Origin of the sequence: Solwaraspora sp. WMMA2080, from assembly GCF_027497395.1 — a bacterium.
Taxonomy (GTDB): Bacteria; Actinomycetota; Actinomycetes; order Mycobacteriales; family Micromonosporaceae; genus Micromonospora_E.
In genome coordinates, this window is the sequence record NZ_CP114910.1 from 3666071 (window position 1) to 3692565 (window position 26495).

Consider the following 26495-nt stretch of genomic DNA (forward strand, 5'->3'; position numbering starts at 1 on the left):
GGAGCCGACCCGGCTCCCGTGCTGCGCCGGGTCAGACGTGCCGGCGGGACTGGACGATCCGGAACCGGCCGGCGACGTACGCGCCGTCGGTCAACGCCGAGTTCGCCGCGGCGTTGGCACCGCTGGCGTGGAAGTCGGAGAAGGCCGCCGACTGGTTGACGAACACGCCGCCGGTGAGGTTCGCCGACAGGTGCACACCGACGTCCAGCGCGGCGGTCTCCACGTCGGCGAGCACCCGCTGGTCGGTCGAGTACACACCGGCGGTGAGCGCACCGCGGGCTGTGACCGTACGCCGGAATATCTCGACGCTGTGCGCGGTGGACGCGGTGGCGACGACGAAAGTGACCGGCCCGAACCACTCCCGGCCGTAGACGTCGTCGGCGTCCGCGTCGAGCTTGACGACCAGCGGGGTACGCACCACCGCGTCCGGGTAAGCCGGGTGGCTGATCTCCCGCGACTCCAGCACCGGTTCGCCGAGCTTGGCCGCTGCGGCGAGCCGGTCGAGGACCGCGTCGTCGACGATCGCGCCGATGAGCTCGACCGCCCGTGCCGGGTCGCCGGTCAGTTTGCCGATCGCGGCGGCGATGCCGTCGGCCACCTCGTCCGGGCTCTTGTGCCCCTGATCGGTCTCGATGCCGCCGGCCGGCACCAGGATGTTCTGCGGGGTGGTGCACATCTGGCCGCTGTAGAGCGAGAGGGAAAAGGCAATGTTGCGGCACATGCCGGCGAAGTCCGCCGTGGAGTCGACGATGATCGTGTTGACACCGGCCTTCTCGGTGTAGACGGTGGCCTGACGGGCGTTGGCCTCCAGCCAGTCGCCGTACTCGGTGGAGCCGGTGAAGTCGATGATCCGCACCTCGGGGCGGCCGGCGAGGACGGTCGCCAGCCGCTCGCCCGGCGCCTCGGCCGCGAGCTGCACCAGGTTCGGGTCGAAGCCGGCCTCGCTGAGCACCTCGCGGGCGTAGCGGACGGTGATCGCCAGCGGCAGCACCGCGCCCGGGTGCGGCTTGACCAGCACCGGGTTCCCGGTGACCAGGGAGGCGAACAGCCCCGGGTAGGAATTCCAGGTCGGGAAGGTGTGGCAGCCGATGACCAGCGCGACGCCGCGCGGCACCACATGGAACGTCTTGGCCATCCGCAGCGGCTCGCCCCGACCGGTCGGCTTCTCCCAACCGGCGGTCCGTGGGTGGCGGGTCATCTCGGCGTACGCGTAGGCGATGGCTTCCAGCGCGCGGTCCAGCGCGTGCGCCCCGCCGGCCTGGAACGCCATCACGAACGCCTGACCGGTGGTGAACTGCACCGCGTTGGCCAGCTCGAAACTGTGCTCGTGCAGCCGGGCGAGGATCTCCAGGCAGACGCCGGCCCGGCTGCGCGGGCCGGCGTCGCGCCAGGCGGGCAGCGCGGCTCGGGCGGCGGTGATCAGCTGGTCGGCGTCGGCGCGGGGGTACCGGGTGCCGAGGTCGATGCCGAACGGGCTGTCGTCGGTGGCGACCGGTTCGCCGGTGGCGGTGGGCTGGTCGAGGGGGAAATCCCTGCCCAGGTAGGCGCGGAAAGCCGCCGCGCCCTCGGCGGCGGCGTGTTCGCCGTAGATCCGAGGGCTCGGCGACTCGGGGTAGGCCGACCAGTAGTCGCGTTCGACGATCGCGGTCAGCGCGCGGGCCAGGGTGTCGGCGTGCGTGACGTACAGCGGGTGCGGGGTCTCCGTCATGCCGTCATCATGCCTCAGATGGTCTGCTGCCAGTTCTGCCAGATGTCGACCGCCCGGAAGCCGAGCGCCTCGTTGATCGCGATCATGTGCTGGTTGCTGTCGGCGTTCCAGGTGTCGATCACCCGCAGCGCCGGTTCGTGGCGCAACGTGAACCGCAGGTTCTCGATCTTGACGATGGTGCCCAGCCGGTGACCGCGATGATCCGGGTCGACGATGGTGATCTGTTGATAGGCGTGCCAGTCCGGTTCGGCCTGCCGGGTGATGTTGCTCCAGGCGACGATCCGGCCGCTGTCCAGATGTCGGGTCACCGTGTGGTAGCTGCGGGTGCCGGCCGCCTCCCGGGCCAGATCCGCTTCGTGGATCCGGTCGGCGTCGACCTTTTCCGGCTCCCACTCCAGGTCACCCATTGGCGAGTCGGTCACCATCCGCCCGTCCAGGTAGGCGAGATCGGCGCGGTAGTCCTCAGGGCAGGGTCCGACCCAGGTCAGCAACTCGTAGCCGGGGGCGCGGCGCCAGTCCTCGGCGAGCATCACGTCGAGCGCCGGCTGGTCGACCGCGTCGATTTCGAGCCGACGGCGCGCCTCGACCAGGGCCGATTTGACCCCCACGGCGAGGGCGAAGGCGGTCGGCGCCGGGTCGCGGGCGACGCCGCCGGGCATGGTGTCCGCCGAGTGCCCCATGATCCGGGTGCGGCCGGTCTCCCGGGCCCGCCGCACGGCGTACGCGTACAGTGCGCGACCGATGCCGCGCCGCCGGTGCCCGGGGGCCACCTGGATGTCCACGCCGACGTTGTCGAGGTTGTCGAGCAACGGGAACTCCATGGCGACCAACCCGACCGGTACGCCGTCCACACTGGCCAACGCGGCCTCGAACCGTACGCTGTGCCGCTGATGCCGCAGCAGGGCCTCGAACCACTGCCGGGGCGTCGGCGGTATGTCCGGGACGGAGGTGGCCGACCGCTTGATCTGGTACGCCTGCTCGAAGGCGGCCTCGTCGGCCGGATCCAGCGGGGTGATGGTGATGTCCATGCCGTCGAGCGTGACGGGGCGGGACCACCAGCGCGACCGAATTACCGGTCGGGGGATGTTGGTCGGGAGGACGCTCGCACGGCGCCTCCGGCGCCGTCGGTCGTTGGGACCCGGGGTTGAGATTGTTGCCAAGCTCGGTCGGGGCCCTTACGGCGAGTCGTCCTCCCGCACGGAGCATCCTGCGCCGTGCAAGTGCAGCCGTCAAGACCCCACCGGCGTATTTTCTCGACCTCTGGCAAAACTCTGACTACGGACCGCACACGAACATCGGCTGATCAGCGTAGGCCGATCAGCCGATTCAGTGGAGGGTGCGCTGGTCAGAAGGTCAGCCGAGCAGCCCTGCCTCACGAACCGAACGCAACGACGGTTTCACCCGATGAGTAGGGCCGACCTGCCCGGCGACCGCGTCGATGGTTTTCAGGCCTTCGCCGGTGTTGTAGACGACCGTCTCGGCGGCCGGGTCCAGCCGTCCGCTGTCGACCAGCTTCTTCAGCACCGCCGTGGTCACCCCGCCGGCCGTCTCGGCGAACACCCCGGTGGTCCGGGCCAGCAGCCGGATCCCCTCCCGGATCTCGTCGTCGTCGGCGTAGTCCATCCAGCCACCGGTGCGCCGCACCGCCTCCAACGCGTACAGACCGGCGGCCGGGTCGCCGATGTTGAGCGACTTGGCGATCCCGGTCGGCTTCACCGGCACGATCTGGTCGGTGTCGCGGTGCAGCGCGGTCGCGATCGGGTTGCAACCGGCGGACTGAGCGCCGAACACCCGCCAGCCGTTCGCTGGCGCGTCGACCAGACCGATCTCGACCAGCTCGGTGAACGCCTTGTCCACCTTGGTGAGCAGTTCACCGCTGGCCATCGGGATCACCACCTGCTCGGGGATCCGCCAGCCGAGCTGCTCGGCCACCTCGTAGCCGAGCGTCTTGGACCCCTCCGCGTAGTACGGCCGCACGTTGACGTTGACGAACGCGGTGTCCTCGAACTCGTCGGTCTCCACCAGTTCGCTGCACAGCCGGTTCACGTCGTCGTAGGAGCCCTCGATCGCGACCAGTTCACCGCCGTACACCGCAGTTGTGACGATCTTGCCGGGCTCCAGGTCGCCGGGGATGAAGACGATCGACGGTACGCCGGCGCGGGCGGCGTGCGCAGCGACCGAGTTGGCCAGGTTACCAGTGGAGGCGCAGGCAAACCGGGAGAAACCGAGCGTACGGGCAGCGGTGAGCGCCACCGAAACGACCCGGTCCTTGAACGAGTGGGTCGGGTTGGCGCTGTCGTCCTTGACCCACAGCGGCGCCCGGATGCCGAGCTCGGCGGCGAGCGCGGCGGCCGGGACGAGGGGGGTGAAGCCGGGATCCAGGCTGACCCGGGTGGCCGGGTCCTGACCGGCGGGCAGCAGCGGGGCGTACCGCCAGATGTTGGCCGGGCCCGCCTCGATGTCGGCCCGGGTGACGCGGGCGAGAGCCGCTGGGTCGTAGCCGACCTCCAGCGGCCCGAAACACTCGTAACAGGCGTGCTGCGCGGCGAGCGGGTATTCGGCACCACAGCCGCGACAGACCAGGACACGGGCCGGGCTGGTGGTGCTCACCGGGGCGGAGTCAGGGCTGGTGGTGCTCGCGTCGATCAGCGACGTCATGGCGGCTGTCCTCTCATCTTTCCCTGCGCCGCGCGGTGCGACGGGGACGGAATTGGCACCTGCCCCGGCTGGCCGATTGCGACCGGCGCGACGGGTGGGGGTGGTTGCCGGGGCTTCATCGGGCCGTGTCCCTCTGCCCCTCTGGATGAGGTATGAAGTTGTGTTTCCAGCGAGTGTACGGGCGCTGGTCGGACCGGGCACCCGGCGATCCCAGGGTGTGAGCAAGCCCGCACCGGCCGCCACCGAACGTCGACCGGGCGCGACCGGGCGCGACCGGCCGTCACACCGGGCGGGCTCGACGCAACCAGTCCCAGGCCTGCTGCTCCGCGCCGGCGTGGAAGTGCCGCAGCTCGATCGGCGTCATCGCGTCCGAGGCCCGGGTCACCCACTCGGCCACCCGGTTGCCGCCGACCACCGCAGCCCGGTCGATGTCGGTCAGATGCTCCCGGGCAAACCGCAACCGGTCATCGATCGCCGACAGCTCCATACCCGGCAGTCCGTCGTCCGGCAGCCGGCCGAGGACCGAGACCGAGCCGTACTCGGCGATCGCCGCCCGCAGCTCCCGGTACAGGTCCTGGTACTCCTGCTCGGTCAGCTTCCCGGCCACTTCGTAACCGAGCACGTTCCCTTCCTGCCCGATCCTGGTAATCATCCCCGTTCCTTCCCTGCCGCCGTCCGGGTCCCGGATGCCGCCCGGGTCGACGACCCGGCACGGCCGTCCACTGCCGTTCCCGGCAGGCGACCTTGCACACCTACGAGCCCGCCGTCGTCAGGTGAGCCCGCCGTCGTCAGCCGCCGCCCGCACCTGCGCGAGGACCTCGTCGAGCAGCTGCGGAGCCGCAGCGATCGTCGCGAACGAGTCGAGGCTGTGCGGCGTACCGTCGATGTCGACGACGGCGGCACCCGCCTCTCGGGCGATCAACGTGCCGGCGGCCATGTCCCACGGCTTGTTCGACAGGGCGATCGACACATCGGTACGACCGTCGGCCACCCAGACCAGGTCGATCGCGGCGGAGCCGAGCATCCGCACCCGCAGCGCGCCCCGGGCCATCCGCTGGGTGAGCGCGAACCGGGCGGCGTTGCGCTCCGCGGCTTCGTCGCCCACCGCGAAGTCGCCGAGATTGACCAACGCGTCGGGCAGCCGCGTCGTGCCCCGCACCCGGATCGGCCGGTCGTCGCGCCACGCGCCCCCGCCGAGAGTCGCGGTGTACCGGCCGCCCAGTAACGGCAACTCGATCACCCCGACCACCGGACGCCGGTCCCGGACCAGGGCCAACGACACCCCGCACAGCGGTACGCCGTGCGCGAAGTTGACCGTGCCGTCGACCGGATCCAGCACCCACTGAGGCCCGTCGCCGACCCCGGAGACGCCTTCCTCCTCGCCGAGGAACCCGACGTGCGGGGTGGCGTCGGCCAGGAAGGCACGCAGCTCCCGTTCGACAGCGAGATCCACCTCGGACGCGTAGTCCCGGTCACCCTTGCCGGCCAGGTGTCCGGGCTCACGGGTACGGATCAGCTCGGCACCGCGTGCGGTGGCCTGTGTCGCGATCGTGAGCAGGTCGTCCAGGGCAAGCGGATCGTCAGCCATGCCGCCAACCCTAGACAGGCCACCAGCCCTGCAACCCTAGACACACCACCAACCGGGACACACCACCAACCGGGACAGCCGGTCGACCGCTGGTCAGAAGCTCGACGCGTACCTGCGGCTCGACTCGATCGCGCTCTGCGCGAGGGCGGCCGCTTCGGCCAGCTTCTGCTTGGCCTGCTCGACCTTGGCGATCGTCTCGGCCACCTGCGAGTGGCTGGACCCGCTGGTGATCGCCCGCAGCGCGGCTCCGCTGGTGCTCAGCGCCTCCGCACTCGCCCGGATCGCCCCCACCTGCTGGCCGAGCTCGTCACCGAACCGGGCGACTCCCGCCTTGACCTCTTCAACCGAGCTCACGCCTGAACCCTCCCCATCGGACGACCACCGGACCGGTACGACGCTACCGGAGCTGAGCCACTGTCGAAGTCCACCGACCAGACGACACAATCACGGAGGGTGGTCGCAGCAAGTCAAGATGTAGCAACGGTGAAGGCGTAGTAACAGCCGGTGGGCGCTGGTCCCGGCCACCCATCCGACCCGTCGGTACACCATTCGATGATCACCGACGGCAACGGTAGGGTAGGCCCGGCCGTGTGGGGCAGACCACGCTCAAAGGTCACACTCGAAGGTATGGAGTCGCTGTGGGACAGGGTCACAGTCAGGTATCCGCGCTGATCGAGTCGGATCACCGACGCCCGGTCGGGCCGGTCCGTCCAGTCGGGCCGGTGCTGCGCAGGCGCGACGTCGCCAGCGGGTACACCGGGGCGACTGTCGAACACGCGCTGCGGCGGTTCATGCAGCTGGGCTCGGTCGAGATCGACGACCACGACACCGGCCCGGGACTGTCCCGGGTCGGCCGCCGCTGACGAGCACCGGAGCCGGCCCAGCCGGCCCGGCTCCGGGGCGACCGCCATGACGGCGGCCGTCTGGGCCCGCGCGGACCTGCGCCGACGCGCCGTCCTGTTGCTGCGGTTCGGCTGGACCGAGGCGAAGTCGTGCGGCTTCGCGGTCGCGGTCTTCACCTGTCTGGCGCTGACATCGGTGGTCCCGCTGCCGGTCCCCCGCTACGACGCGCTGCTGATCTGTATGGTCGCGCTGACGATCGGGGTTGTGGCGCATCGGCTGGGTCGTACCCGGAGGATGCGCTGACCCAGGTCGCCGGGGTGCCGCTCTACTCCGTTTCATGTACGGGGCGGTCGGCTCCTATATCTGTCAGGCGTGGCGCCGCTTCGACCTACGGGTGACCCGCTACCCGGCGATGGCGGTGACCGGGCTCGCCGTCGCGGTCTACGTCAACTTCTTCACCCACCACGTCCTGCCCGACGCCCGCTGGGTGATCGCGGTGCTGCTGCTGATCGCGCTCCGCCGGACCTGGGTGCACTACACCGTCGGCGACGCCCGGCTACGGATGCCACTGGCTCTGGCGTTCGTGCTGATCGGCTTCTTCCTGTGGGTCGCCGAGAACATCGCCACGTTCCTCGGCGCCTGGACCTACCCGGACCAGCAGCACGTCTGGACGTTCGTGCACGCTGGCAAGTTCGGCTCCTGGGCGCTGCTGGTGACGCTGTCGTTCGTCCTGGTCGCGTCGGTGAAGGCGACCGAGGGGCGGCTGTACGGCGACCGCCCTCGGCCAAGCGTCACGACCCGGTCGGACTGACCGGCACCCGGTCGCAGGTCACCGGCAGACCCGCCGGCATCCAACAGCCACCCGGCGAGTGTTCCCGTGCCCGACAGCATCTCCACACAGGAACACCCGCGCGGTCCGGGTCGACTACCGGGTCACTCCCAGCGAATCTTGACGCAGTTGCCGGTGGTGTAGCTGCCGTTGTCGTGCTGCGCCAGTTCGTGGGCCGAGTTCGCGATCCGGGCACACACCTTCGGCTGTTCGCCGATCGCGTTGATGAACGCCCGGTCGTTCGTCCAGACCACCGACGGGTTCTGGTCCTCGACGTACCAGGATCCCCGCTGGCCGTCGGGGACGTGGCTGCCCATCACGTGGTCCGGCGGGGTGGTGCCGTCGCTGCCGTAGATGTGCAGGTGCCATCCGCCGTTGGTGGACGGCTGGTTCCCGCCGAACTCGGCCTCGTACTCCACGGTCAGTTTGCCGCCGGCGACCCGCGCCGAGGTGAGACAGACCCAGGTCCAGTTGCTCTTGATCTCGTCGGTGCACTGCTCGTCGGCCGGGATCTGCGGCGTTTCCGGCTCCGGCTCACCGGTCTGCTCCGGCTGCTGGTCCTGCGGCTGTTCCGCTCCGGTGTCCTGACCAGGATCGTCCACGCCGTTGGCCACCGGCTGGCCGTCGTCGCCCTGTCCGCTGGTCAGCGCGTAGGTGACCCCGCCGCCGGTGAACAGCACCACCAACACGGCGGCGGCCACGATCAGCGGCCCCCGGCCACGCTTCGCCGACGGTTTCTCCCCACCGCGCCGCCCCGGGGAGTCTTCAGTGCCGATGGAGTTCGCCGAAGCGAAGGTCTCGGTACGGGACGGATAGCCGCTGCCGGCGTCCGGGCTGCCGCGTCCGACGGAGGCGACGCCAGTGACGCCAGCCGGCGGCGACGACGTGCGGTAGCCCGCCGCGGAGACCGGCGCGGTCGGCGCGGTCGGCGGGACCGGCGCGGTCGGCGGCACCCGGTAGGTGCCGGTCGCCGCGGCCGCCGCAGCCGGCGGAGCCGGGGTCGGGGTCGGGGCGGGCCCGGCCGGCATCGTCTGGCCGGTCAGCTCCGCGGCGGCCAGCCAGGCGGCGCCGAGCGAGACCGAGTACTTGGGGTGCGCGTCGACCGCCACCGGCCGGCCCAGCTCGGAGCCGACCAGCTGGGAGACGATCGGCATCCGCGACGAGCCACCGACCAGCAGCACCGAGTGCACCTGTTCCGGCGAGCAGCCGGCGGACCGTACGGCCCGGTGCAGCGCCTCGATCGAGCCGTGCAGTACCGGGCGGACCATCGCCTCGAGCTCGGCTCGGGTGAGCCGGATCTCGGTGGAGATGTTGGGCAGCAGCACCGGGATCGAGGTGTCGGTGTCCGACGACAGCGCCTCCTTGGCCTGGATGCACTCGTCGCGCAGCCGGGCGACGGCGGCGATCGCCGCCGGATCCTCCTCGTCGAGCTCTTCGAGTTTCCCGCCGAGCGTTGCCCGGACATGGTTGAACACCGCTGCGTCGAAGTCGATGCCGCCGAGGCGTTCGATGCCCTCCGGCTGGCCCATGATCTCGAAGCCGGTGGGGGTCTTGCGCAGCATCGCCGCGTCGAAGGTGCCACCACCCAGGTCGTAGACGGCGACGATGGAGCCCGGCTCGATCCGCTGCTGCTCGGCATAGTTGATCGCTGCGGCGGCGGGCTCGGTGGTGTAGGTCACCGGCACATCGAGGTTGGCCATCCGCACCGCTTGGCGCAACAGGTCGAGCTTGTACGGCCCCCAGTTGGCCGGGTGCGAGACGCAGATCGCCGCAGGGAAGCTACCCTCTCGGCGGGCCACCTCCTCCACCACCGACCGTAGCAACCGGGACATCAACGCTTCGGCCGACTGCGGTACGCCGCCGAGCAGGATCGGGGTGGTGTCGCCGAGCCGCCGCTTGAACTCGCGGGCCACCCGCTGCGGCTCGGAGAGCCCACGACGGTGCGCCGCCTCGCCGGTGAGGAACGTTTCGTCCTGCCGCAGCAGCACCACGGATGGGATCGCGGAGCTCCGGCCGCCGAGTGAGACGGTCTCCACCCGGCCTTCCCGCCAGATCGCTGCCGCCGTGAACGTTGTGCCGAGGTCAATGCCGAGTGCGTACATCAGGGTTGCTCCGATGAAGTTTGTGGAGACAGGTATGGCCGGGTCTGGGTAGCCGACCGGTGGTGTGCCGCACACCACAAGGTCGGATCACTGTTGAAAACGGTAGTGGTACGTGGCGAACGTCCGGCGGCACCGCTGGGCCGGCTGACCCCGGCCAGGCACCCGGTCACCGGGATCGCCGCTGGTCGGCGATGATGCCCTCGCAGGACCGGACCGCCACCCGGGCGGCCACCGCCAGTTCGTACGGGGTCATCGGGCTTTCGGCGCGCCGCTGCCAACGGCCCAGCGCTTCGACCGCGCCCTCGGTCACCTCGGCGGTGGTCGCGTCGGCCGGCAGCCGCAGCCGTTGCTGCGCCGCCGCGCCGGAGCCGCCGATCACCTGCTCGAGCTCGGCGACGACCGCGGGCTTGCCGGTGATCCAGCCGGCCCGCAGGCTGGACAGCACGCGCAGCTCGTTGAACGGGTGCGCCGAGGCGATGATCTCCTCGACCGCGCCGGCTACCTGCTCACTGCCGGGTCGGTCACAGAGCCGGGTGACGTCGGCGAGCGCCAGCAGCGCCGACCGGGACTTGAGCACGTCCCGACGCTCGAAGAACAGTGAGCCGAGGACCTCGCGCAGCTGGGTGAGCCCGCTGCGCTCGGTCAACTCCTGGGAAAGTTCGGTGGCGGTCGCCGCGCCGTTGTGTCGCAGCATCGCGACGGACAGCCGCAGGCCGAACATGCCGAGCCGGGCCAGCAGTGCTTCCCGTTCGATCGTGGTCAGCCCGAGTTCGGGCATGTTCTGCACGAACCGGTCGGCGGAGAGCAGCAGCTGTTCGGCCTGGGCCACCGGCAGTTCGGCGACCCGGCGTAGTTGCGCGACCTCCACTTCGGTCAACGTCGCGGCGGTCTCGGCGAGCAGACCGGCAACCGGGACGACCGACTGCACCAGCCGTCGCACGTTCGCGTCGGTGCTCAGCCGTTCGGCGATCCGCCGGGCGGACGCCATCGCGTCGAGGCGGCCGACGCCGATCTCGTCGGCCCGGGACAGGATGCCGATGGCGTTGACCGGGTTGGGCCGGGACACCTCCACGTCGTGGAAGGCCCGCAGGAAGTCGACGTCGTTGGAGTGCAGGTGGCGCATCAGGTAGACGACGGCGTCTGCCGGGGTCTCCTCCTCGTCCGGGACGAGCAGGTCCCAGGCACGCCGGGAAGTCTGCTCGGAGAGCGAACCGATACCGGGGGTATCGATGAGCGTCACGTTACGCAGGGCCTGCGAAGGCCAGGTGATGTCCAGCTGCGCGACGTCGTCGACGGACAGGTCGCCCAGGTCGACATCGATCGCGCCGTCCTCGCGGGTGAACCGGAGCTGTCGTGGCTCGCCCTGGGTGGGCGTCGCCAGCACCCGGTAGGTATGTCCGTCCTGGTACCAGGTGACTATCCGGGTGCACTCCCCGGCGTCGGTCGGGGCCAGCCGGTCACCGACCAGCGCGTTGAGCAAGGTGGACTTGCCCGCTTTGACCCGACCGGCGATGGCCACTCGCAGCGGCTCGTCGAGCCGGTCGCGGACGGCGCTGAGCCGCCGCTCGTATGCGGTGCCCCGGTAGACCTCGACGGCGTGGCCGAGCACGCTGCGGGTCCGGTCGATCAGACTCATCCGGTCACCGCCGGTGACCGTGGCCTGGGGATATGACTACAGACCAACTCGGACTGCACATTTCTCACACCGCTACTTTCTAGTCCGCCGGGGATGTGTCCTGTTGTCTCACTCGTCGGAGTCGGTCACCGGTACCGGACCGACCCGCAGATTCACCCGGGCGACCCTGTCGATCAACGAGTTGCTGACCGGCTGAACAGCCCAGCCGGGAGACACAGCACAGCTGACCACGCGCACGTTCGGCGGCCGGCGGAACGCACGTTCGGGGTACGGCACACTCAGCGCCCAGGTCGGGCCGAGAGTACACGGTACACGCGTACGGGGTCAGGCCATGCGTCGGCCTGCGGAGCCGTCCGTACACTGCCTCACTGACACGGGCAAGGAGGGGCTGCACCGGTGACTGTCGTGGTGGGTGTGGACGGTTCCGGGCGATCGCGGCGGCTAGGCGAGATCGCCGCAGCCGCCGGCCGACCGGCCGTACGCGTGTCGCCCGCGACAACCGACGACCTGCAGGTTCTTCTCGATCAGGCCCGAGCTGACGGCGCCCTGGTCCTGGTCGACGACGCACACCACCTGGAGCCAGCGATCTTACGGTCACTGACCGTGGCTGCTTACGGCGGGGTGTCGATGGCGATCGCCCGCCGTCCCACGATCATCGGCCCGGAACTCGCCGACCTGGACGAGGCAGTCTCCGGGCAGGGCCCGGTCGAGCAGCTCGGCCCACTCGCACCGGCCGCCCTGGCCGAGCTGGCAGAGGAGGTTCTCGGCCGACCGGCCACAGCGGAACAGCTGCACGCGCTCCAGGTTGCCTCCGCCGGGCTGGCCGCTGTCGCCGTCACGGTCGCCGCCGACCCGGCCGGTACGCCGCCCGCCCTGGTAGCCCGGCTACAACGTCGATTCGCCGCCGCCGGACGTGACGCCACCGGACATGACGCCGCCCGACGCGGTGTCGCCGGACGCGGTGTCGCCGGACTGGCCGCAGTCCTGGCTCTCGGTCTGGACCTGGCCGACGACGTGGTCTGCGCCGCGACCGGCCTGGACCCGGCCGAGGCGGCCGCCACGATGCGGTCGCTGCGCGACGAGGGACTGCTCACCCCCGACGGAGAACGGATGATCCCGGCGGTCGCCCGGGCGTTGCTGTTCGACCTGCCCCCGTCGGAGCGCCGTCGGCTGCACGAGACCGTGGCCACGGCGCTGCTGGCCACCGGTGCCGACCCAGTCCGCGCCGCCGGACAGCTACGCGCCGCGCGGGCCCGGACCCCGACCGCCGCCGACGTCTACCGGCAGGCCGGCGACCGGTTGCGGTTTACCGACCCGGGCAGCGCGCTGACCTGGTACGACGACGCGCTGGACGCCGGCGCCGAGCCATCCACCGTGGCCGCCGGGCGGGCCGAGGCGGCCACCCTGCTGGGGGTGCCGGTCGACCTGGACGGGCCAGCTGCGGCACCGGCCGACACCGGCCGGATCGCGCTGGTCGCCGGGGCGGCGGCGGCGTACGACGGCCGCGCCGCTCGAGCGGCGGAGGCGTTGCTGGGCGCCGACGCCCCTGGCCCGGTCCTCGCGGTACCGGCCCTGGTGGTCACCGGTCAGCTGGCCGCCGCGCGGACGGCGGCGACCGGATCGGCTCCGCTGCCGGTGCGGCGACTCGCCGACGCCGCGCTGGCGATGACGGATCCGGCGGCGGCGCTGCCGTTGCTGATCGAGGCCGCCGAGAGTTTCGAAAAGGCACCGCCCCCGGTTGCCGTACCGGACCTGCCACACGCGGTCGGAGCGCTGGTCGCGGTGGCAGCCGGTGACTCCGCGACCGCCGAGCATCTGCTGGAGCGGGCGTCGACCAGCGGGGCCGGCGGTCCCGTCGCGCTGGACCGGCACCGGACGTTGCTGGCCTGGGTCCGAATGCGCACCGGCAGATACGACTCGGCCGTCGCCGAACTACGCCGGCTGTCCGGTGCCATGCTGCCCGGCCGAGAACGGCTGACCTACGCCGGCCTCACCGCCGGGATCGCCCGCCGCAGCGGGGACATCGCCCAACTGCGGGCGGCCTGGTCCGTCGCCGAGCCGGTGCTGGCCCGGCGGGCCGTGGACCTGTCCCAGCTGGAAGTGGTCGAGGAACTGCTGGTCGCCGCTGCCCGGCTGCGCCACCACCAGCGGATCGCACCGGTCCTGGCCGACCTGGCCGGCATCGTCGACCAGCTGGGTCGACCGACGGCGTGGACGGTGTCGCTGAGCTGGATCCGGTTGCAGATCGCGGTCGTGGGTGAGGAGCCGGCGGCGGCTGCGGCAGCAGCCGACGAGCTGGGTTCGCTCGACCCGGGCGGATTCCGGCAACAGGCGCAGTGCCGGGCCGCCGGCCGGTGGGCCGCCGTACTCGCCGGCGAGGTCGACCCGGACGCGGTGTTGACGGACGCCGCCGAACTGGCCGCCGCCGAACTGCCCTGGGAGTCGTCCAGACTGATCGGTCAGGCAGCGGTCCGTACCACCGACGCGTCGGCCGCCCGCCGGCTCCTGGAACGGGCCCGGGAACTGACCCGGATGGACCCGGTGCCGGACGAGTCGCGGCCGGGGGCCTCGCACGGTGGCCTGTCGGACCGGGAGGTCGAGGTGGCCCGGCTCGTGCTGGCCGGCCGGACCCACCGTGAGATCGGGACGCAACTCTTCCTGTCCCCCAAGACGGTCGAGCACCATGTGGCCCGGATCCGCGGCAAGTTGGGGGTTACCACCCGGGCCGAGATGGTCGCTACGCTGCGAAGTCTGCTCCCCGAGGAGTCCTGACTTGTCGGTTAGCTGACCTGAGCTTGGTGGCACCCCCCTAGACCCCCGAACCTGGCAGGGGGGAAGCCCCGATGCGAGGGGCGGGCGTTGACCCGCAGTCTTGTACATGTCCGGCCGATCGGGACGGACCAAAACCCCTACGAACCACGAATGCAGGAGACATCATGGCCGCGGTAGAAGTCACCCCGTTGATCGTCGAAAAGGTCAAGGCGCTGTTCGACAAGGTGTTCAGCAGCGAAGAGGAGACCGCCAAGTTCCTGGCCGACCCGGAGGGCGCGTTCGCCGCCAACGGGATCGAGGCGGAGACGCTCAACGAGCTCGACGTCGACCAGATCGTCAACGACGCGGCGTTCGGCAGCAGCGCAAGCCCGTCCGGTGGGGGCGCCGGAGGGGGCGGCGGCTTCGCCGGCGGCGGGCCCGGTGGCGGCGGCAGCGGCGGGGGCTTCGCTGGCGGGGGGGCCGGTGGAGGCGCCGGAGGGGGCGGCGGCTTCGCTGGAGGGGGCGGCGGCGCCGGAGGGGGCTTCGGTGCCGGCGCCGCCGCCAACGTACCGACCCCGGAGGTCGTGCAGCAGGTGACCCAGGTGACGCAGAACTTCACCAACCAGAACTTCATCGACAACTCGCAGACCTTCACCGACAACTCCACCGAGATTGACAACTCGGTGGACGTCGACGTGGACGGTCCGGTGCTGGGCGACATCGACGTCGACTCCGAGAACCTCAACCAGACCGGGGACGGCAACGTCGCCAACACCGGTGACGGGGACGTCAACGCGGCCACCGGCGACGGGGCGGTGGCGCAGCAGGGCGACGGCGACCAGGTCGCCGCGACCGGCGGGTCGGTGGCGGCCGGCGACGACGCGTTCGGCGTCACCGGCGACAACTCGTCGCTGGAGTTCGTCGACGGCGACAAGGTGATCGCCGACGATGGCGCGGTGGTCGGCACCGGCGGCGGCGACGTGCTCGGTGCGACCGGTGACGGCGCGTTCCTCGGCAACTCCGAGTCCGGCGATGTGGTCGGCAACACCGGCGACAACGCCGTCACCGCAGGCGACGACATCGACGGCGTGGTCAACACCGGCACCAACTCCGGCGTGATCGCCGATGGAGACGTCGACCGGACGGTGCTGGGCGACAACACCGGGATCGTCGCTGACGACGTCGACAAGGCCGTGGTCGGCGACAACAACCAGGCTGCCCAGTTCGACATCGACACCAGCGGGGCGGCCGGCGGCGACGCCAGCGGCACCGGTGGGGCCGGCGGCGTCGGTGGCGACGCCGACGCCGACGGGGGCAACGGCGGCGACGGCGGGACGGGTGCCGGCGTCGGTGCCGGCGTCGGTGTCGGGCTGCGCGGCAAGGGCGAAGGCAAGGGCGAGGGTGACGGCGAGGGCGGCGACGGCGGGGCCGGCGGGGCCGGCGGCACCGCGACCGGTGGCAGCGGTGCCGGTGGCGCCGGCACCGGCGGCAACGCCAGCGGCGGCGACGGCGGCGCGCTGGGGCCGATCAACATCAACTTCGGGGGCGGCAGCCAGCAGAACACCACCGACTCGAGGATCGAGGACTCGTCGCTGGCCTCCGGGGGCGACTCGGCCAGCACCCAGGACTCGTTCAACGACCAGTCCACCAACGACTCGTTCAACGACCAGTCGACCGACAACTCGGTGAACACCGACGACTCGTTCAACCAGGAGGACTCCTTCAACACGGAGGACTCGTTCACCACCGACGACTCGTTCAACAACAACAGCACCGCCGAGGCGGACACCACTGCGGACCCGACCCTCGGGGCGTGACCGGACAACCACAGAGCGGACCGGACGTCGCACGGCGTCCGGCCCGGTGAGCGCCAACATGGCGTGGCAGGTCCGGCCGGGGCCTGCCACGCCATGTTGGCGCTCGCACGTTTCCCCGCTGACCACCGCCTGCTGATCACCGCCTGCCGACACCAACCTCGATCGAGGAGCGACGTTGACCGCGAAAACGACACCCCCTGACGCTGACGGCACGCTGCAACGGGCGACACAGATCGTCGATCTCGCGGTACGCGCCTGCGAGGCGTACGACCGCCCCGACCTCGGTGGTCGGCTGGCCACCATCCGGCACACCCTGTCCGACCCGGTGGTGCACGTCGTGGTCGTCGGCGAGTTCAAACAGGGCAAGAGCTCACTGGTCAACGCGCTGGTCGGGACGAAGATCTGCCCGGTCGACGACGACGTGGCCACCGTCCTGCCGACCTACATCCGGCACGGACCGCAGCCGTCGGCGCAGCTGCTGTTCAGCGACGACCCCGCGCGGCGGGAGCCGCTGCCCATCGACCAGGTGCAGGATGTGGTGCTGGAACGGGCCACCGGCGACGCCACCCCACCCGGGATCGCCGGGGTGGAGGTCCGGCTGCCGCGCAACATCCTGTCGAACGGCCTCGTCATGGTCGACACCCCGGGAGTCGGCGGTCTGGGCTCGGTCCACGCTGCAGCCAGCCTGTCCGCCGCCTCAATGGCCGACGCGCTGCTGTTCGTCACCGACGCCGCCCAGGAGTTGACCCGCAGCGAGCTGGACTTTCTGCGGCAGGCCCACGAGGTGTGCCCGACGGTGGTGTGCGTGATCACCAAGACGGACTTCTATCCACACTGGCGGAAGATCCGGGACCTGGACGAGGGCCACCTGCGCCGCGAAGTCGAAATGCCGATCATCCCGGTGTCGTCCGCGCTGCGGCTGCGGGCAGTCGCCGGCAACGACAAGGAACTCAACGCCGAGTCCGGGTTCCCGGATCTGGTCAAGTTCGTGACGCAGCGGGTCGCCGGCGGAGCGGCGACCCGGGTCGCCACACAGGCCGCCGCGTCGGTCGTCGGCATCTGCGAGCAGATGGAGAACCAGTTCAAGGCCGAGCACGCCGCGCTCGCCGACCCGGAGGCCGCCGCCACGGTGGTGGCCGAGCTCAACGCGGTGAAGCAGCGGGTCGAGTCACTCAAGGCGGCTGCGGCGAAGTGGCAACAGACGCTGAGCGACGGGATCTCCGACCTCAACGCCGACGTCGACTACGACCTGCGCGGCCGGCTCCGGCGCATCCTCGAAGAGGCCGACGCCGCGATCGAGGAGATCGACCCCGCTGACGCCTGGGACGAGACCGAACGCTGGTTGCAGGCCAGGGTGTCCAACGAACTGCTGGCCAACTACATGATGCTGCGTGACCGGGCGATGAGCCTCAGCGACGACGTGGCCCTGCACTTCCAGGAGGCCGCCGGCGAGGTGCTACACCACGTCGCGATCCCCGACCCGGTCCCGTTGGTCGGCACCGCACAGGTGGACCACAAGATCGAGCTGGCCAAGATGAAGCTGGGCAAGCAGGCGATGGTGGCGCTCAAGAGCGCCTACGGAGGCGCGCTCATGTTCGTCATGCTCGGTTCGTTGACCGGGATCGCGCTCGGCCCGATCGGTATCGGAATCGGGCTGGTGATGGGCCGCAAGGGCCTGCGCGAGGAGAAGAAGCGGCAACGCGTCAACCGGCAGAACCAGGCGAAGAACGCCGTCCGGCGGTACTGCGACGAGGTCAGTTTCGTGATGACCAAGGACTCCCGGGACACCCTGCGCCGGATTCAGCGCCAGCTCCGCGACCACTACAGCGCGCTGGCCGAGGAGCTGTCCCGATCGAACGCCAAGGCGCTGTCCGCAGCGTCGGAAGCGGCCCAGCGCACCAAGGCCGAGCGGGAGAGCCGGCTCCGCGATCTGAACGCTGAGCTGGACCGGCTGCGTCAGCTGCGCGAACACGCCACCGCGATCGTCGGCGCCTGACCGGTCAGCCGGCCCCGAGGTCGTCGATCTCCGCGGCACCGTCCACCCCGGCGGTGCCCTCGGAGATTGGCGGCATCGCCCACGGGTCACCCGACGGTAGCGGACCGTCCAGGAGATCCGCCGCGTCCGGTTGGCTGTCGTGGCTGGCCGGTTCGGCGTCGTCCCCGGTCGGGCCGGCCGGGGACGGGTCGACCGTTGCCGACTCACGATCGTCAACGGTCGGGCCGTCGCCGCGACCGAACGCCGCGTCGATCTCGGGGCCGGCCGCGAAACCCGGGTCGTCGAACCCGGCTGGGGTGTCGAACCTGGCTGGGGTGTCGAACCCGGGGGTGTCGAAACCGGCGGGGTCGTCGAACCCCGGACCGTCCGGCGGCACGGCGTCGAACCCCGGACCGTCCAGATCCAGCCGGTCGAACGCCGGATCATCCGGCGTCGGAGCGTCGAACGCCGGGGCGGGAGCCGTGGCGAGCAGGTCGAGCGGCGAGGCCAGATCGTCCGGTACGGTGCCGTCGCCGCTGACCTGGCTGTGCGCCGTGACGAACGGGGCCAGATGTTCGGCCACCTCAGCCGGGGCGGTGTCCGCGAAGCTGACCACTGCCTGTGCCAGCAACTCCGGGGAAAGGTCCGCGTAGCCGTTGGCATCGAGCACGGCAGCGACGTCGCTGTGGGCTGCGGCGTCGCCGGGCAGCCCAGCGAAGATCTCATGCAGGGATCGCGCCGGTGCCATGTAACCACTGTAAGAAGAGCACCACCCGGACCGGCAAGGGGGACATCCCCGCCCCGCCCCCTAACCCTGCCACGGTCAGGACGTGACGTCCTTGCGGGTGAACCGCCAGAACGCCAACGACAGGAAGACCGTGGCGTACGCCAACGCCGACACGCAGCCGCGTACCACGTCGTCGGTCTGCATCGGGGTCGACAGCAGCCCCAGCCAGGCGGTGCTGAAATGGGTCGGCAGGAAGTCCCGCAGCACGCCCAGCGCGGTGATCTGGTCCAGGATGCTGGACAGGATCCACAGCAGCACCGCGCCGCCGACCGCGCCGAGCGCCGCGTCGGTCGACACCGACAGCAGGAACGCCAGCGACGCCACGATCAGCAGCACCACCGCCAGGTAGCCGAGGATGCCGAGCAGCCGCAGCGTGCCCTCCCCGGCCGGGATCTCGGCAGCCACCGTCGAACGCAGCGGCGACCAGCCGTACCGCAGGGTGCCGACCAGCAGCGCGGTCGCGGCAAGGACCAGGATCGACAACCCGGAGTACGCCAACGCGGCGACCAGCTTCACCGCCAGCAGCCGGCCCCGGGGCACCGGCACGGCCAGCAGATAGCGCAGGCTCCCCCAGCTCGCCTCGCTGGCCACCGTGTCGCCACAGAACAACGCCACCGCCACCACCAGCAGGAACGTCGACGACACGAAGATGGTGAACAGGGCGAAGTTCAACCCGCCGGTGGTGGCCAGCTCGACCAGGCTGGCGAACTCGCCGCCGCCGTTGTCGTCGTCACCGTCGTCGAACTCGAAGGCGATCAGCACGATCAACGGCAGCAGCACCATGAAGCCCAGGGTCAGCTGGGTGCGACGGCGGGCCGCCTGGCGGCGTACCTCGGCCCAGAACGGCAAGGTGGCGCGGGCCCGGTAGCCGGCGGCGGCGCCGGACACGTCCGCCGGCCGGTCCGGCTGTCGCACGCCCGGTGATTCGACGGTAGCCATCAGCGGTCCCCGCTTCCCCGTGAGTTCTCGCCGACCAGGGCCAGGAAGGCGTCCTCCAGCCGGCGGCGGGGCACCACCCGGTCCACCGCCACCCCGGCCCGGACCAGCTCCGCGACCACCTCGCTGCGCGACGTGCCATCGACGTCGACGATCAGCCCGCCGTTGTCGGCGGCGACGGTACGCACCCCGGCCAGCCGCTTCAGCACCGCTTCGGCGGCGGTCACGTCCGAGACGTCGAACTGCACGCTCGGCGAATCCCCGACGATGTCGTCCACCGGCCCGGCGGCCACGATCCGGCCCTTGTTGACCACCACCGCGTGGGTACAGGTCTGCTCGACCTCGGCCAGCAGATGGCTGGAGACCAGCACCGCCCGCCCGCCGGTGGCGTACCGCCTGAGCACCCGGCGCATCTCGGCGATCTGCGGTGGGTCCAGCCCGTCGGTCGGTTCGTCGAGCACCAGCAGCTCCGGCAGCCCGAGCATGGCCTGGGCGATGGCCAGCCGCTGACGCATCCCATGGCTGTAGTTGCGGATCCTGCGGTGGACCGAATCTCCCAGCCCGGCGATCGCCAGGGCCTCGTCGAAGTGCGCATCGGCCGCCGGGCGTCCGGTGGCCCGCCAGTACGCCCGCAGGTTGTCGATGCCGGACAGGTGCGGCAGGAACCCGGGCCCCTCGACGAGGGACCCGATCCGGGACAGCACCGGCGCGCCGGGCACCAGCCGGTGGCCGAAGACCAGGATCTCACCACGGGTCGGCTGGGTCAGCCCCATCAGCACCCGCAGGGTGGTGGTCTTGCCGGCACCGTTCGGCCCGAGCAGGCCGACGACCTGGCCGCGTTCGACGGTGAAGTCGACCCGCTCGACCGCGACGAACCCGCCGGCGTACTCCTTGCGCAGATCCCGCACCACCAGCGGGGTCTGCGCGTGCGCGGCGTCGACGGTGTGGTCGGTGCGCCGCTGCCGCAGCCGCACCACGGCGAGGACCACGACCAGTCCGACGACGATCGCGGCGACCAGCCCGGCGAGCACCCAGCGCCACAGCGCTGCCGAGGTCGCGATCGGCTCACCGGCCACCTGCGGCAGGACGACCGGCGCGCCGTCGGTGCCCCCGGCCGCGGTGCCGTCGCCGAGGGCGACCGTGTAGACGGTCGGCTCGACCGGGGTGGCGTACCCCTGGTCCGAGGTGGCGACCACGATCCGCAGCCGGTTGCCGGCCTCGAACCGGTGCACGATCGCCGGCAGGGTCACCTCGACCGGTTGCGCCTGCGCGATGTCCGCCGGCAGGCCGGTCAGCCGGACCGGCGCGACCAGCCCACCGGGCAGGCTCATCGCGCCGTCCGGGTCGACGTCGTACAGCTTGACGAACAGCACCGCCTCGCCGGTCGGCGACGCGGCCCGGACCGTCACCGTCGGCGCGCCGACCACGTCGGCCGGGTCGGCCAACGGCGCCGAGTCGAAGTGTCCGTGCTGGCCGGGCAGCTCACTGACCAAGCCGCCGGCGACGCCACCGAGCGCACCGGCCAGCCCGCCGGCCATCGGCAGCGAGGAGACCGCCGCCGGGTTACCGGCCGGCGGGTTGACGATCGGCTGCGGCGGACCGCCGACGGTCACCGTCGTCGTTGCCGTGCCGGCGGTGCCGGGGTAGTCGGTGACCCGGTAGCCGGTGGCGACCAGTCCCCGGTCCATCGCGTCGAAGCCGGCGATCCGCGACCAGGTGAAGCTGCCGCCCGGAGCCTCGCCGTCCCCGGCGACGTGGTGGTCCAGCCACTGCGCGGTGAGGAACTTGACCCGGTCCTGGTCGGTCAGCGGACCGCTGCCGCCGTCATGACCGCCCGTGAACCAGGCGACCCGCACCGGGGTGCCGTTCGCGGCGATGCCCCGGGCGTTCGCGTCGGCCTGGGCCAGCGGGAACAGCGTGTCCGCCGTGCCCTGGATCAGCAGCGTCGGCGCGGTGATCCGGTCCAGCACCCGGGCCGGGCTGGACCGCTGCAGCAGTGCCACCGCCGCCGGGTCCCCCCGGCCGGTGGTGGCGATCCGCAGGTACGCGGCGCACACGTCAGCGGCGAACCTCCCGCACTGCGGATCAAGCCCACCCAGATCCGCCGGCATCCCCGGCCCGCCGACGCCGGTCGGTGCCCCCGGGCCAGCCGGGTCGGCCGGCATCCCCGGCCCGCCGACGGGAGCCCCGGCGCTGCCGAAGAACAGTCCGGCCCAGCCCTTCTTGAACACCCCGTCGACCGGGTCACCGCCGGTCGACTCCGGCAGGAACGCACCGGCCAGGTCGTTCCAGGTGATCATCGGCACGATCGCGTCGACCCGGTCGTCGGCAGCGGCCAGCAGCAGCGCCAACGCGCCGCCGTACGAGCCGCCCACCACCCCGACCTGCGGGTCGCCGTCGGCGTCGGTGCGTACCTCGGGGCGCTGCGCCAGCCAGTCGAGCAGCCGGGCGGCGTCGCGCACCTCATGGTCGGGGCTGTTCAGGTGAATCTGTCCGCCGCTGGCCCCGAACCCGCGCGCCGAGTACGCCAGCACCGCGTACCCGAGGGTGGCCAGTTCCTCGGCGTCGGCGGCCACCGACTGCTTGGAACCGCCGAAGCCGTGGGCGAGCAGCACCGCAGGCACCGGATCGGCCGCCGAGGCCGTCTCCGGCAAATAGAACGTGGTGTCCAGATCGACCGGCTGGTCACCGTCCGGGCCGGAGCGGACCGTGAGCCGCTGCTCGGTCACCGCGTACGGCACCGACTCGGGCCAGACCGCCCAGGTGACCACGCCGGCGACCAGGACGAGCGCGAGCAGCCCGCCGCTCAGCCGCCGCTGGTTCGACCCGGGCAGGACCCGACGCAGCCGCGTGGACAAGGGAGTCGGCATGTGCCACACGGTACGGCCACCGCCCGCCGGCCAGCTGTGAACCCTCTCAGCCGCGGCGGTGGATAGGCTCGGCGGGTGGCCGACCCCGAACTGACCTTGACCGCGAGCCTGCGGCCCGCCGCGTTGGACGCCCGCAGGGGCATCGTCCGACTGCACCCGGAGGTGCTGGCCGCGCTCGGCGTCACCGCCGGCACGCCGGTGCGGCTGACCGGGCGACGCAGCACCGCCGGGGTCGCGGCCCGCGCCGAGGCCGGCGCCAGCCGCGCTCTGCTGTACGCCGACGACCTGACCCTGGGCAACCTCGGTGTCCGCGACGGCGGTCAGGTGACCGTGGCCCCGGCGCCCGAGGTCGCCGCCCGCCGGCTGACCCTGGAGGGACCGGTCGAGATCGTCGCGGTGGTCAGCCCGGAGATGCTGCGGCTGGCCCTGCTCGGCAAGGTGGTCACCGCCGGTGATGACGTGTCGCTGCTGCCGCAGGACGTCTTCTCCGACTCGGCGCACCGTGGCCTGATGGAGGCGGCCCGGCGCAGTCTGGCCAACGTCGTCGGGTACGCCTGGACCAGCACCCTGCTGACGGTCGCCGACGCCGAGCCGGCCGGCCCGGCCGGGACCGGGGACCCGGTGCTGGTCACGATGGACACCGTGGTGGCCTGGCGGCACGGGCCGGCCACCCACGGGTCGTCCGGGGAGGAGGTCCGCCCGGCCGGGCCGGTGTCGCCGGCACCGGCACCGGACTTCGTCGACGAGCCGGCACCCAACCTGGACGACCTGCCCGGCCTGCGGGCCCAGGCACACGAGTTGACCGAGCTGCTCGACCTCGGCTTCCACCATCGGGAGGTGCTGGACCGGCTGGGCACCACGGTCTCGCTCGGCGTACTGCTCAGCGGACCGGCCGGGTCCGGCAAGTCGGCGCTGGTCCGTGCGGTCGCCGCCGACCTGGACGCCCGGGTGGAGACGCTCTGGGCGCCGGAGCTCGCCGCGTCGACCAACGACGCGGCGGCGCAGCGGCTGCGGCGGGCCGCCGAGTCGGTACGCCGTGGCGACGCCGCAGTGCTGCTGATCACCGACGTGGACGCGGTCGCGCCCCGCGACGAGCCGGGTCCGTTGTCGACCGTGTTCCGGCAGGTGCTGGCCGAGACGGTGGCCGCCGGCGCGGCGGTGGTCTGCACCACCAGCCACCCGGAGGCGCTGGACCCCGGGCTGCGCGGCCCGGACCTGCTCGCCGTGCAGGTCGCGGTGCCGCTGCCGGACGCCGCGATGCGTCGGGAACAGTTGGCCGTGCTGACCCGGGGCATGCCGCTGGAGGACGACGTCCGGCTCGACGACGTCGCCGCGCGTACCCCCGGGTTCGTCGCCGCCGACCTGGCTGCGCTGGCCCGCGAAGCCGGGGTACGGGCGGCGCTGCGGCAGAAGTCGGCGGAGACGCCGATGGTGGCCGCCGCCGACTTCGAGGCCGCGCTGGAGGTGGTCCGCCCCACCTCGATGGCGACGTCCACGCTGGAGCTGGCGCGGGTGACGCTGGACGACGTCGGCGACATGGCCGAGGTCAAGCAGATGCTGACCGAGTCGGTGCTCTGGCCGTTGACCTACCCGGACACCTTCGCCCGGTTGGGCGTGCAGCCGCCACGCGGGGTGCTGCTCTACGGTCCGCCGGGCTGCGGCAAGACGTTCCTGGTGACCGCGTTGGCCGGCACCGGCAAGGCGAACGTGCTGTCGGTCAAGGGCGCCGAGCTGCTGTCGAAGTGGGTCGGGGAGAGCGAACGGGCGGTCCGCGAACTGTTCCGCCGGGCCCGCGAGGCAGCGCCGACCCTGGTGTTCCTGGACGAGGTGGACGCCCTGGCCCCGGTGCGCGGGCAGGCGTCCGACGGCGGCACCACCGACCGGGTGGTCGCCGCGCTGCTCACCGAACTGGACGGGGTCGAGGCGCTGCGCAACGTCGTGGTGATCGGTGCGACGAATCGGCCGGACCTGGTCGACCCGGCCCTGCTGCGGCCGGGCCGGCTGGAGCGGTTGGTGTACGTACCGCCGCCGGACGGTGCCGCGCGCACCGAGATCCTCAAGGCGGCGGCGAAGTCGGTGCCGCTCGCCGACGATGTGGACCTGACCGAGCTCGCCGCGTCGTTGGACGGGTTCTCGGCGGCGGACTGCGCCGCACTGGTCCGCGAGTCGGCCCTGGCCGCGATGCGGGAGTCGTTGGAGGCGTCATCGGTGACCGCCGCGCACGTCGCGGCGGCCCGGAACCGGATCCGGCCGTCGCTGGACCCGGCGCAGGTGGCCTGGCTGGCCGCGTACGCCGAACAGCAGTCCGCCCGGTAGGGGCGCGTCGCGCCCCTGAAGTGCCGTTGCGCGCCAGACGCGCCGGCATACCCGGATCAGCGCGCCCGGATCAGCCGGCCAGGTCGGTGGTGAACGCCTCGTCCAGCCAGAACCGGGCGTGCACCTGGCCCTGCTCGACCCCGATGATCGCGCCGCACCGCCGCAGCAGGTTGATCGCCGACCGGTTGGCCGGTGTGGTCCGGGCGATGACCAGGTGGGCACCGAGCCGGACCGCTTCGTCCAGCACCGCGCGTAGCGCGGCGGAGCCGACCCCCCGCCCACGGGCGGACCGGCCGAGCCAGATGCCGGTCTCCACGACGGAAGGGGTGTCGAGCCGGCTGAGCCGGATGCCGCCGACCACGTCCCCGCCGACGGTGACCGCGTAGACGATGGTGCCGGCGGGCCCGAACTGCCCGCCGCCGAAGTGGGACCGGTAGAACGTGCGGAAGGCGTCCCGGCGGGCGGCGGTCCAACCGGCCGGGCCGGGCACCGGCGGCATCACCTCACCCGGCTCGGCCTCGGCCACGGCGGCAGAGAGCAACGGCTCCAACAGGTCGTCGCTCATCGGGGTCAACCGCACGTCGTGCCGCACGGCGGTAGTCTCCCAGGCCGGTGCCGACTCCGCCTTACTCATTCCGCACCTCCCGTCTACCCAGCTACCGGCCCCTGAGCGGGATAGTTGCTCAGTACCGGCGCTTCCCAAACCGCCTCGGTGACACCGGTCACCCGCGGGCCGGCGACCCGGATCCCGCCCGTCAGCTGTTGTCCCAGGTCAGTACGCATCGACGGGCCGGATCACCCGGTATCGAACAAACAAAATATCGCCGTGGCGTCGTCGTGCCGCTTGTGACCAATCGACCGATCCGGCTCGGCGGTCTCGGCCGTCCGTACCTGGCGGATCAACTCGGCTGGCCCGGCCTCGGCGAGCAGGTCCATGAGCTGCGGCCAGCTGTACCGCCCGAACCGTTCGACGGCCCGGGTCGCCCCGTCGCTGAGCAGCGCCGCCCGGGTGATCCGGCCCGGTCCGGTCAGTGGCAGGGTGCCGCAGAGCGCCCGGTCGGCCGCGGCCGGGTCGGCGGCGGCCACCCAGTAGCCGTCCGGCTGGTTCATCCACTGCCGCTGCCACCGTACGGCCCGGTGGTAGCGGTGCCGTGGGTCGTCGGTGGCCGGCGGATCGTGCTGTCCGCGCAGTCTGTCCATGGTGTCGGCCAACCGGTTGTCGGACACCACGCCGACCTGCCCGGCCGCCTCGAACACCAGTGGACTGTCGCACAGCACCAGGTAGTCCAGGTGTCCACCGGAGCGGCGCAGCAGGCACACGGTGGCCGACGGGGTTCCCGGGTGGTCCACGTCGCAGCTGGCCGCGTGGTCGTCGCGGACCGCCCGGATGGCCTCGGCGAGCAGCCCGGCCAGCGGGGCGGCCGGCGTAGCGGCGCTGGCCAACCCGAGCCGGGCGGCGAGCCGGCGTACGTACCAGGCCGGCCCGTGGCTGCAGCCGGTGTCGAAGCCGGCGGGAGCGGTGGCACCGTCCAGCACTCCGACCAGGTCTCCGTACTGCAGGATATGGTCCTCGTTGTCCGATTGTCCGGGCGCGGCGACCGAGCAGGCGTCCACCCGCATCGTCGGCAGGTCGGCCGGCGGGGCCGACGACCGGCTCGTCACCGCCGGCATCGGAGTCG

General features: G+C 71.9%; 20 protein-coding genes and 1 riboswitch. Of the genes, 7 read left to right on the plus strand and 13 right to left on the minus strand.

Translation table 11 applies throughout. The features are described 5' to 3' along the window. Window positions 1-31: 31 nt before the first annotated feature. From paaN to O7543_RS16785, 6 genes are all read right to left on the minus strand, one after another. Window positions 32-1708: a phenylacetic acid degradation protein PaaN gene (gene paaN, locus O7543_RS16760; RefSeq protein ID WP_281552968.1), complete on the minus strand. Its 1677-nt coding sequence runs from the start codon at window positions 1706-1708 to the stop codon at window positions 32-34. Window positions 1709-1722: 14 nt separating this feature from the next. Further along, on the minus strand, window positions 1723-2736 hold the full coding sequence (locus tag O7543_RS16765) for a GNAT family N-acetyltransferase (RefSeq protein ID WP_281552967.1): 1014 nt from the start codon (window positions 2734-2736) through the stop codon (window positions 1723-1725). A 325-nt stretch (window positions 2737-3061) separates the two neighbouring features. Next, window positions 3062-4366 (minus strand): threonine synthase, encoded by a 1305-nt coding sequence (gene thrC, locus O7543_RS16770; protein WP_281552966.1) that lies wholly within the window; start codon window positions 4364-4366, stop codon window positions 3062-3064. 10 nt (window positions 4367-4376) lie between these two features. Beyond that, window positions 4377-4518, minus strand: a riboswitch (SAM riboswitch). Window positions 4519-4646: 128 nt separating this feature from the next. Further along, window positions 4647-5018, minus strand: coding sequence for an STAS/SEC14 domain-containing protein (locus tag O7543_RS16775; protein WP_281552965.1), 372 nt, complete (start codon window positions 5016-5018; stop codon window positions 4647-4649). Window positions 5019-5135: 117 nt separating this feature from the next. Next, window positions 5136-5954, minus strand: a complete 819-nt coding sequence (locus O7543_RS16780; protein WP_281552964.1) for an inositol monophosphatase family protein — start codon at window positions 5952-5954, stop codon at window positions 5136-5138. Window positions 5955-6047: 93 nt separating this feature from the next. Continuing rightward, window positions 6048-6308 (minus strand): hypothetical protein, encoded by a 261-nt coding sequence (locus O7543_RS16785; RefSeq protein WP_281552963.1) that lies wholly within the window; start codon window positions 6306-6308, stop codon window positions 6048-6050. A 368-nt stretch (window positions 6309-6676) separates the two neighbouring features. Between O7543_RS16785 and O7543_RS16790 the strand changes: the two genes are divergently transcribed. Genes O7543_RS16790 through O7543_RS16800 form a run of 3 tightly spaced genes read left to right on the plus strand, consistent with a single transcriptional unit; the run spans window position 6677 to window position 7608 of the window. After that, entirely contained in the window at window positions 6677-6817 is a 141-nt protein-coding gene (locus O7543_RS16790; protein ID WP_281552962.1) for a hypothetical protein, read from the plus strand. Between the two features lie 46 nt (window positions 6818-6863). After that, on the plus strand, window positions 6864-7100 hold the full coding sequence (locus O7543_RS16795; protein ID WP_281552961.1) for a DUF817 family protein: 237 nt from the start codon (window positions 6864-6866) through the stop codon (window positions 7098-7100). A gap of 34 nt (window positions 7101-7134) precedes the next feature. Continuing rightward, complete coding sequence (locus tag O7543_RS16800; protein WP_281552960.1) at window positions 7135-7608, plus strand: DUF817 family protein; 474 nt, start codon at window positions 7135-7137, stop codon at window positions 7606-7608. A gap of 122 nt (window positions 7609-7730) precedes the next feature. Here the strand turns inward: O7543_RS16800 and O7543_RS16805 are convergent, their stop codons facing one another. Together O7543_RS16805 and O7543_RS16810 are read right to left on the minus strand one after the other, a co-directional pair. Beyond that, window positions 7731-9728 carry an Hsp70 family protein gene (locus O7543_RS16805; RefSeq protein WP_281552959.1) on the minus strand — a complete coding sequence of 666 codons (1998 nt, stop codon included), beginning with the start codon at window positions 9726-9728 and terminating at the stop codon, window positions 7731-7733. Window positions 9729-9894: 166 nt separating this feature from the next. Next, window positions 9895-11364, minus strand: coding sequence for a dynamin family protein (locus O7543_RS16810; protein WP_281552958.1), 1470 nt, complete (start codon window positions 11362-11364; stop codon window positions 9895-9897). A 396-nt stretch (window positions 11365-11760) separates the two neighbouring features. On the opposite strand from O7543_RS16810, the gene O7543_RS16815 reads away from it, so the two are divergent. The 3 genes from O7543_RS16815 to O7543_RS16825 all read left to right on the plus strand — a co-directional run bounded on the left by O7543_RS16815 (window position 11761) and on the right by O7543_RS16825 (window position 17928). Then, complete coding sequence (locus O7543_RS16815; protein WP_281552957.1) at window positions 11761-14136, plus strand: helix-turn-helix transcriptional regulator; 2376 nt, start codon at window positions 11761-11763, stop codon at window positions 14134-14136. 164 nt (window positions 14137-14300) lie between these two features. Beyond that, window positions 14301-15932 carry a hypothetical protein gene (locus O7543_RS16820; protein ID WP_281552956.1) on the plus strand — a complete coding sequence of 544 codons (1632 nt, stop codon included), beginning with the start codon at window positions 14301-14303 and terminating at the stop codon, window positions 15930-15932. Window positions 15933-16107: 175 nt separating this feature from the next. Continuing rightward, on the plus strand, window positions 16108-17928 hold the full coding sequence (locus O7543_RS16825) for a dynamin family protein (RefSeq protein ID WP_281552955.1): 1821 nt from the start codon (window positions 16108-16110) through the stop codon (window positions 17926-17928). A gap of 4 nt (window positions 17929-17932) precedes the next feature. On the opposite strand, the gene O7543_RS16830 is transcribed toward O7543_RS16825, so the two are convergent. From O7543_RS16830 to O7543_RS16840, 3 genes are all read right to left on the minus strand, one after another. Beyond that, complete coding sequence (locus O7543_RS16830) at window positions 17933-18655, minus strand: hypothetical protein (RefSeq protein ID WP_281552954.1); 723 nt, start codon at window positions 18653-18655, stop codon at window positions 17933-17935. Between the two features lie 75 nt (window positions 18656-18730). Beyond that, window positions 18731-19633 carry an ABC transporter permease subunit gene (locus O7543_RS16835; protein WP_281552953.1) on the minus strand — a complete coding sequence of 301 codons (903 nt, stop codon included), beginning with the start codon at window positions 19631-19633 and terminating at the stop codon, window positions 18731-18733. Next, window positions 19633-22500: an alpha/beta fold hydrolase gene (locus O7543_RS16840; RefSeq protein ID WP_281552952.1), complete on the minus strand. Its 2868-nt coding sequence runs from the start codon at window positions 22498-22500 to the stop codon at window positions 19633-19635. Before O7543_RS16840 ends, O7543_RS16835 begins: the two co-directional genes overlap by 1 nt. A gap of 75 nt (window positions 22501-22575) precedes the next feature. Here O7543_RS16840 and O7543_RS16845 point away from each other — a divergent pair, with 75 nt between their 5' ends. Continuing rightward, entirely contained in the window at window positions 22576-24816 is a 2241-nt protein-coding gene (locus O7543_RS16845) for an AAA family ATPase (protein ID WP_281552951.1), read from the plus strand. Between the two features lie 70 nt (window positions 24817-24886). On the opposite strand, the gene O7543_RS16850 is transcribed toward O7543_RS16845, so the two are convergent. Next, window positions 24887-25408, minus strand: coding sequence for a GNAT family N-acetyltransferase (locus O7543_RS16850; RefSeq protein ID WP_281555819.1), 522 nt, complete (start codon window positions 25406-25408; stop codon window positions 24887-24889). 203 nt (window positions 25409-25611) lie between these two features. After that, a complete protein-coding gene (locus O7543_RS16855) occupies window positions 25612-26487 on the minus strand; it encodes a protein phosphatase 2C domain-containing protein (RefSeq protein WP_281555818.1) in 876 nt (291 codons plus the stop codon). Between the last annotated feature and the right edge of the window lie 8 nt (window positions 26488-26495).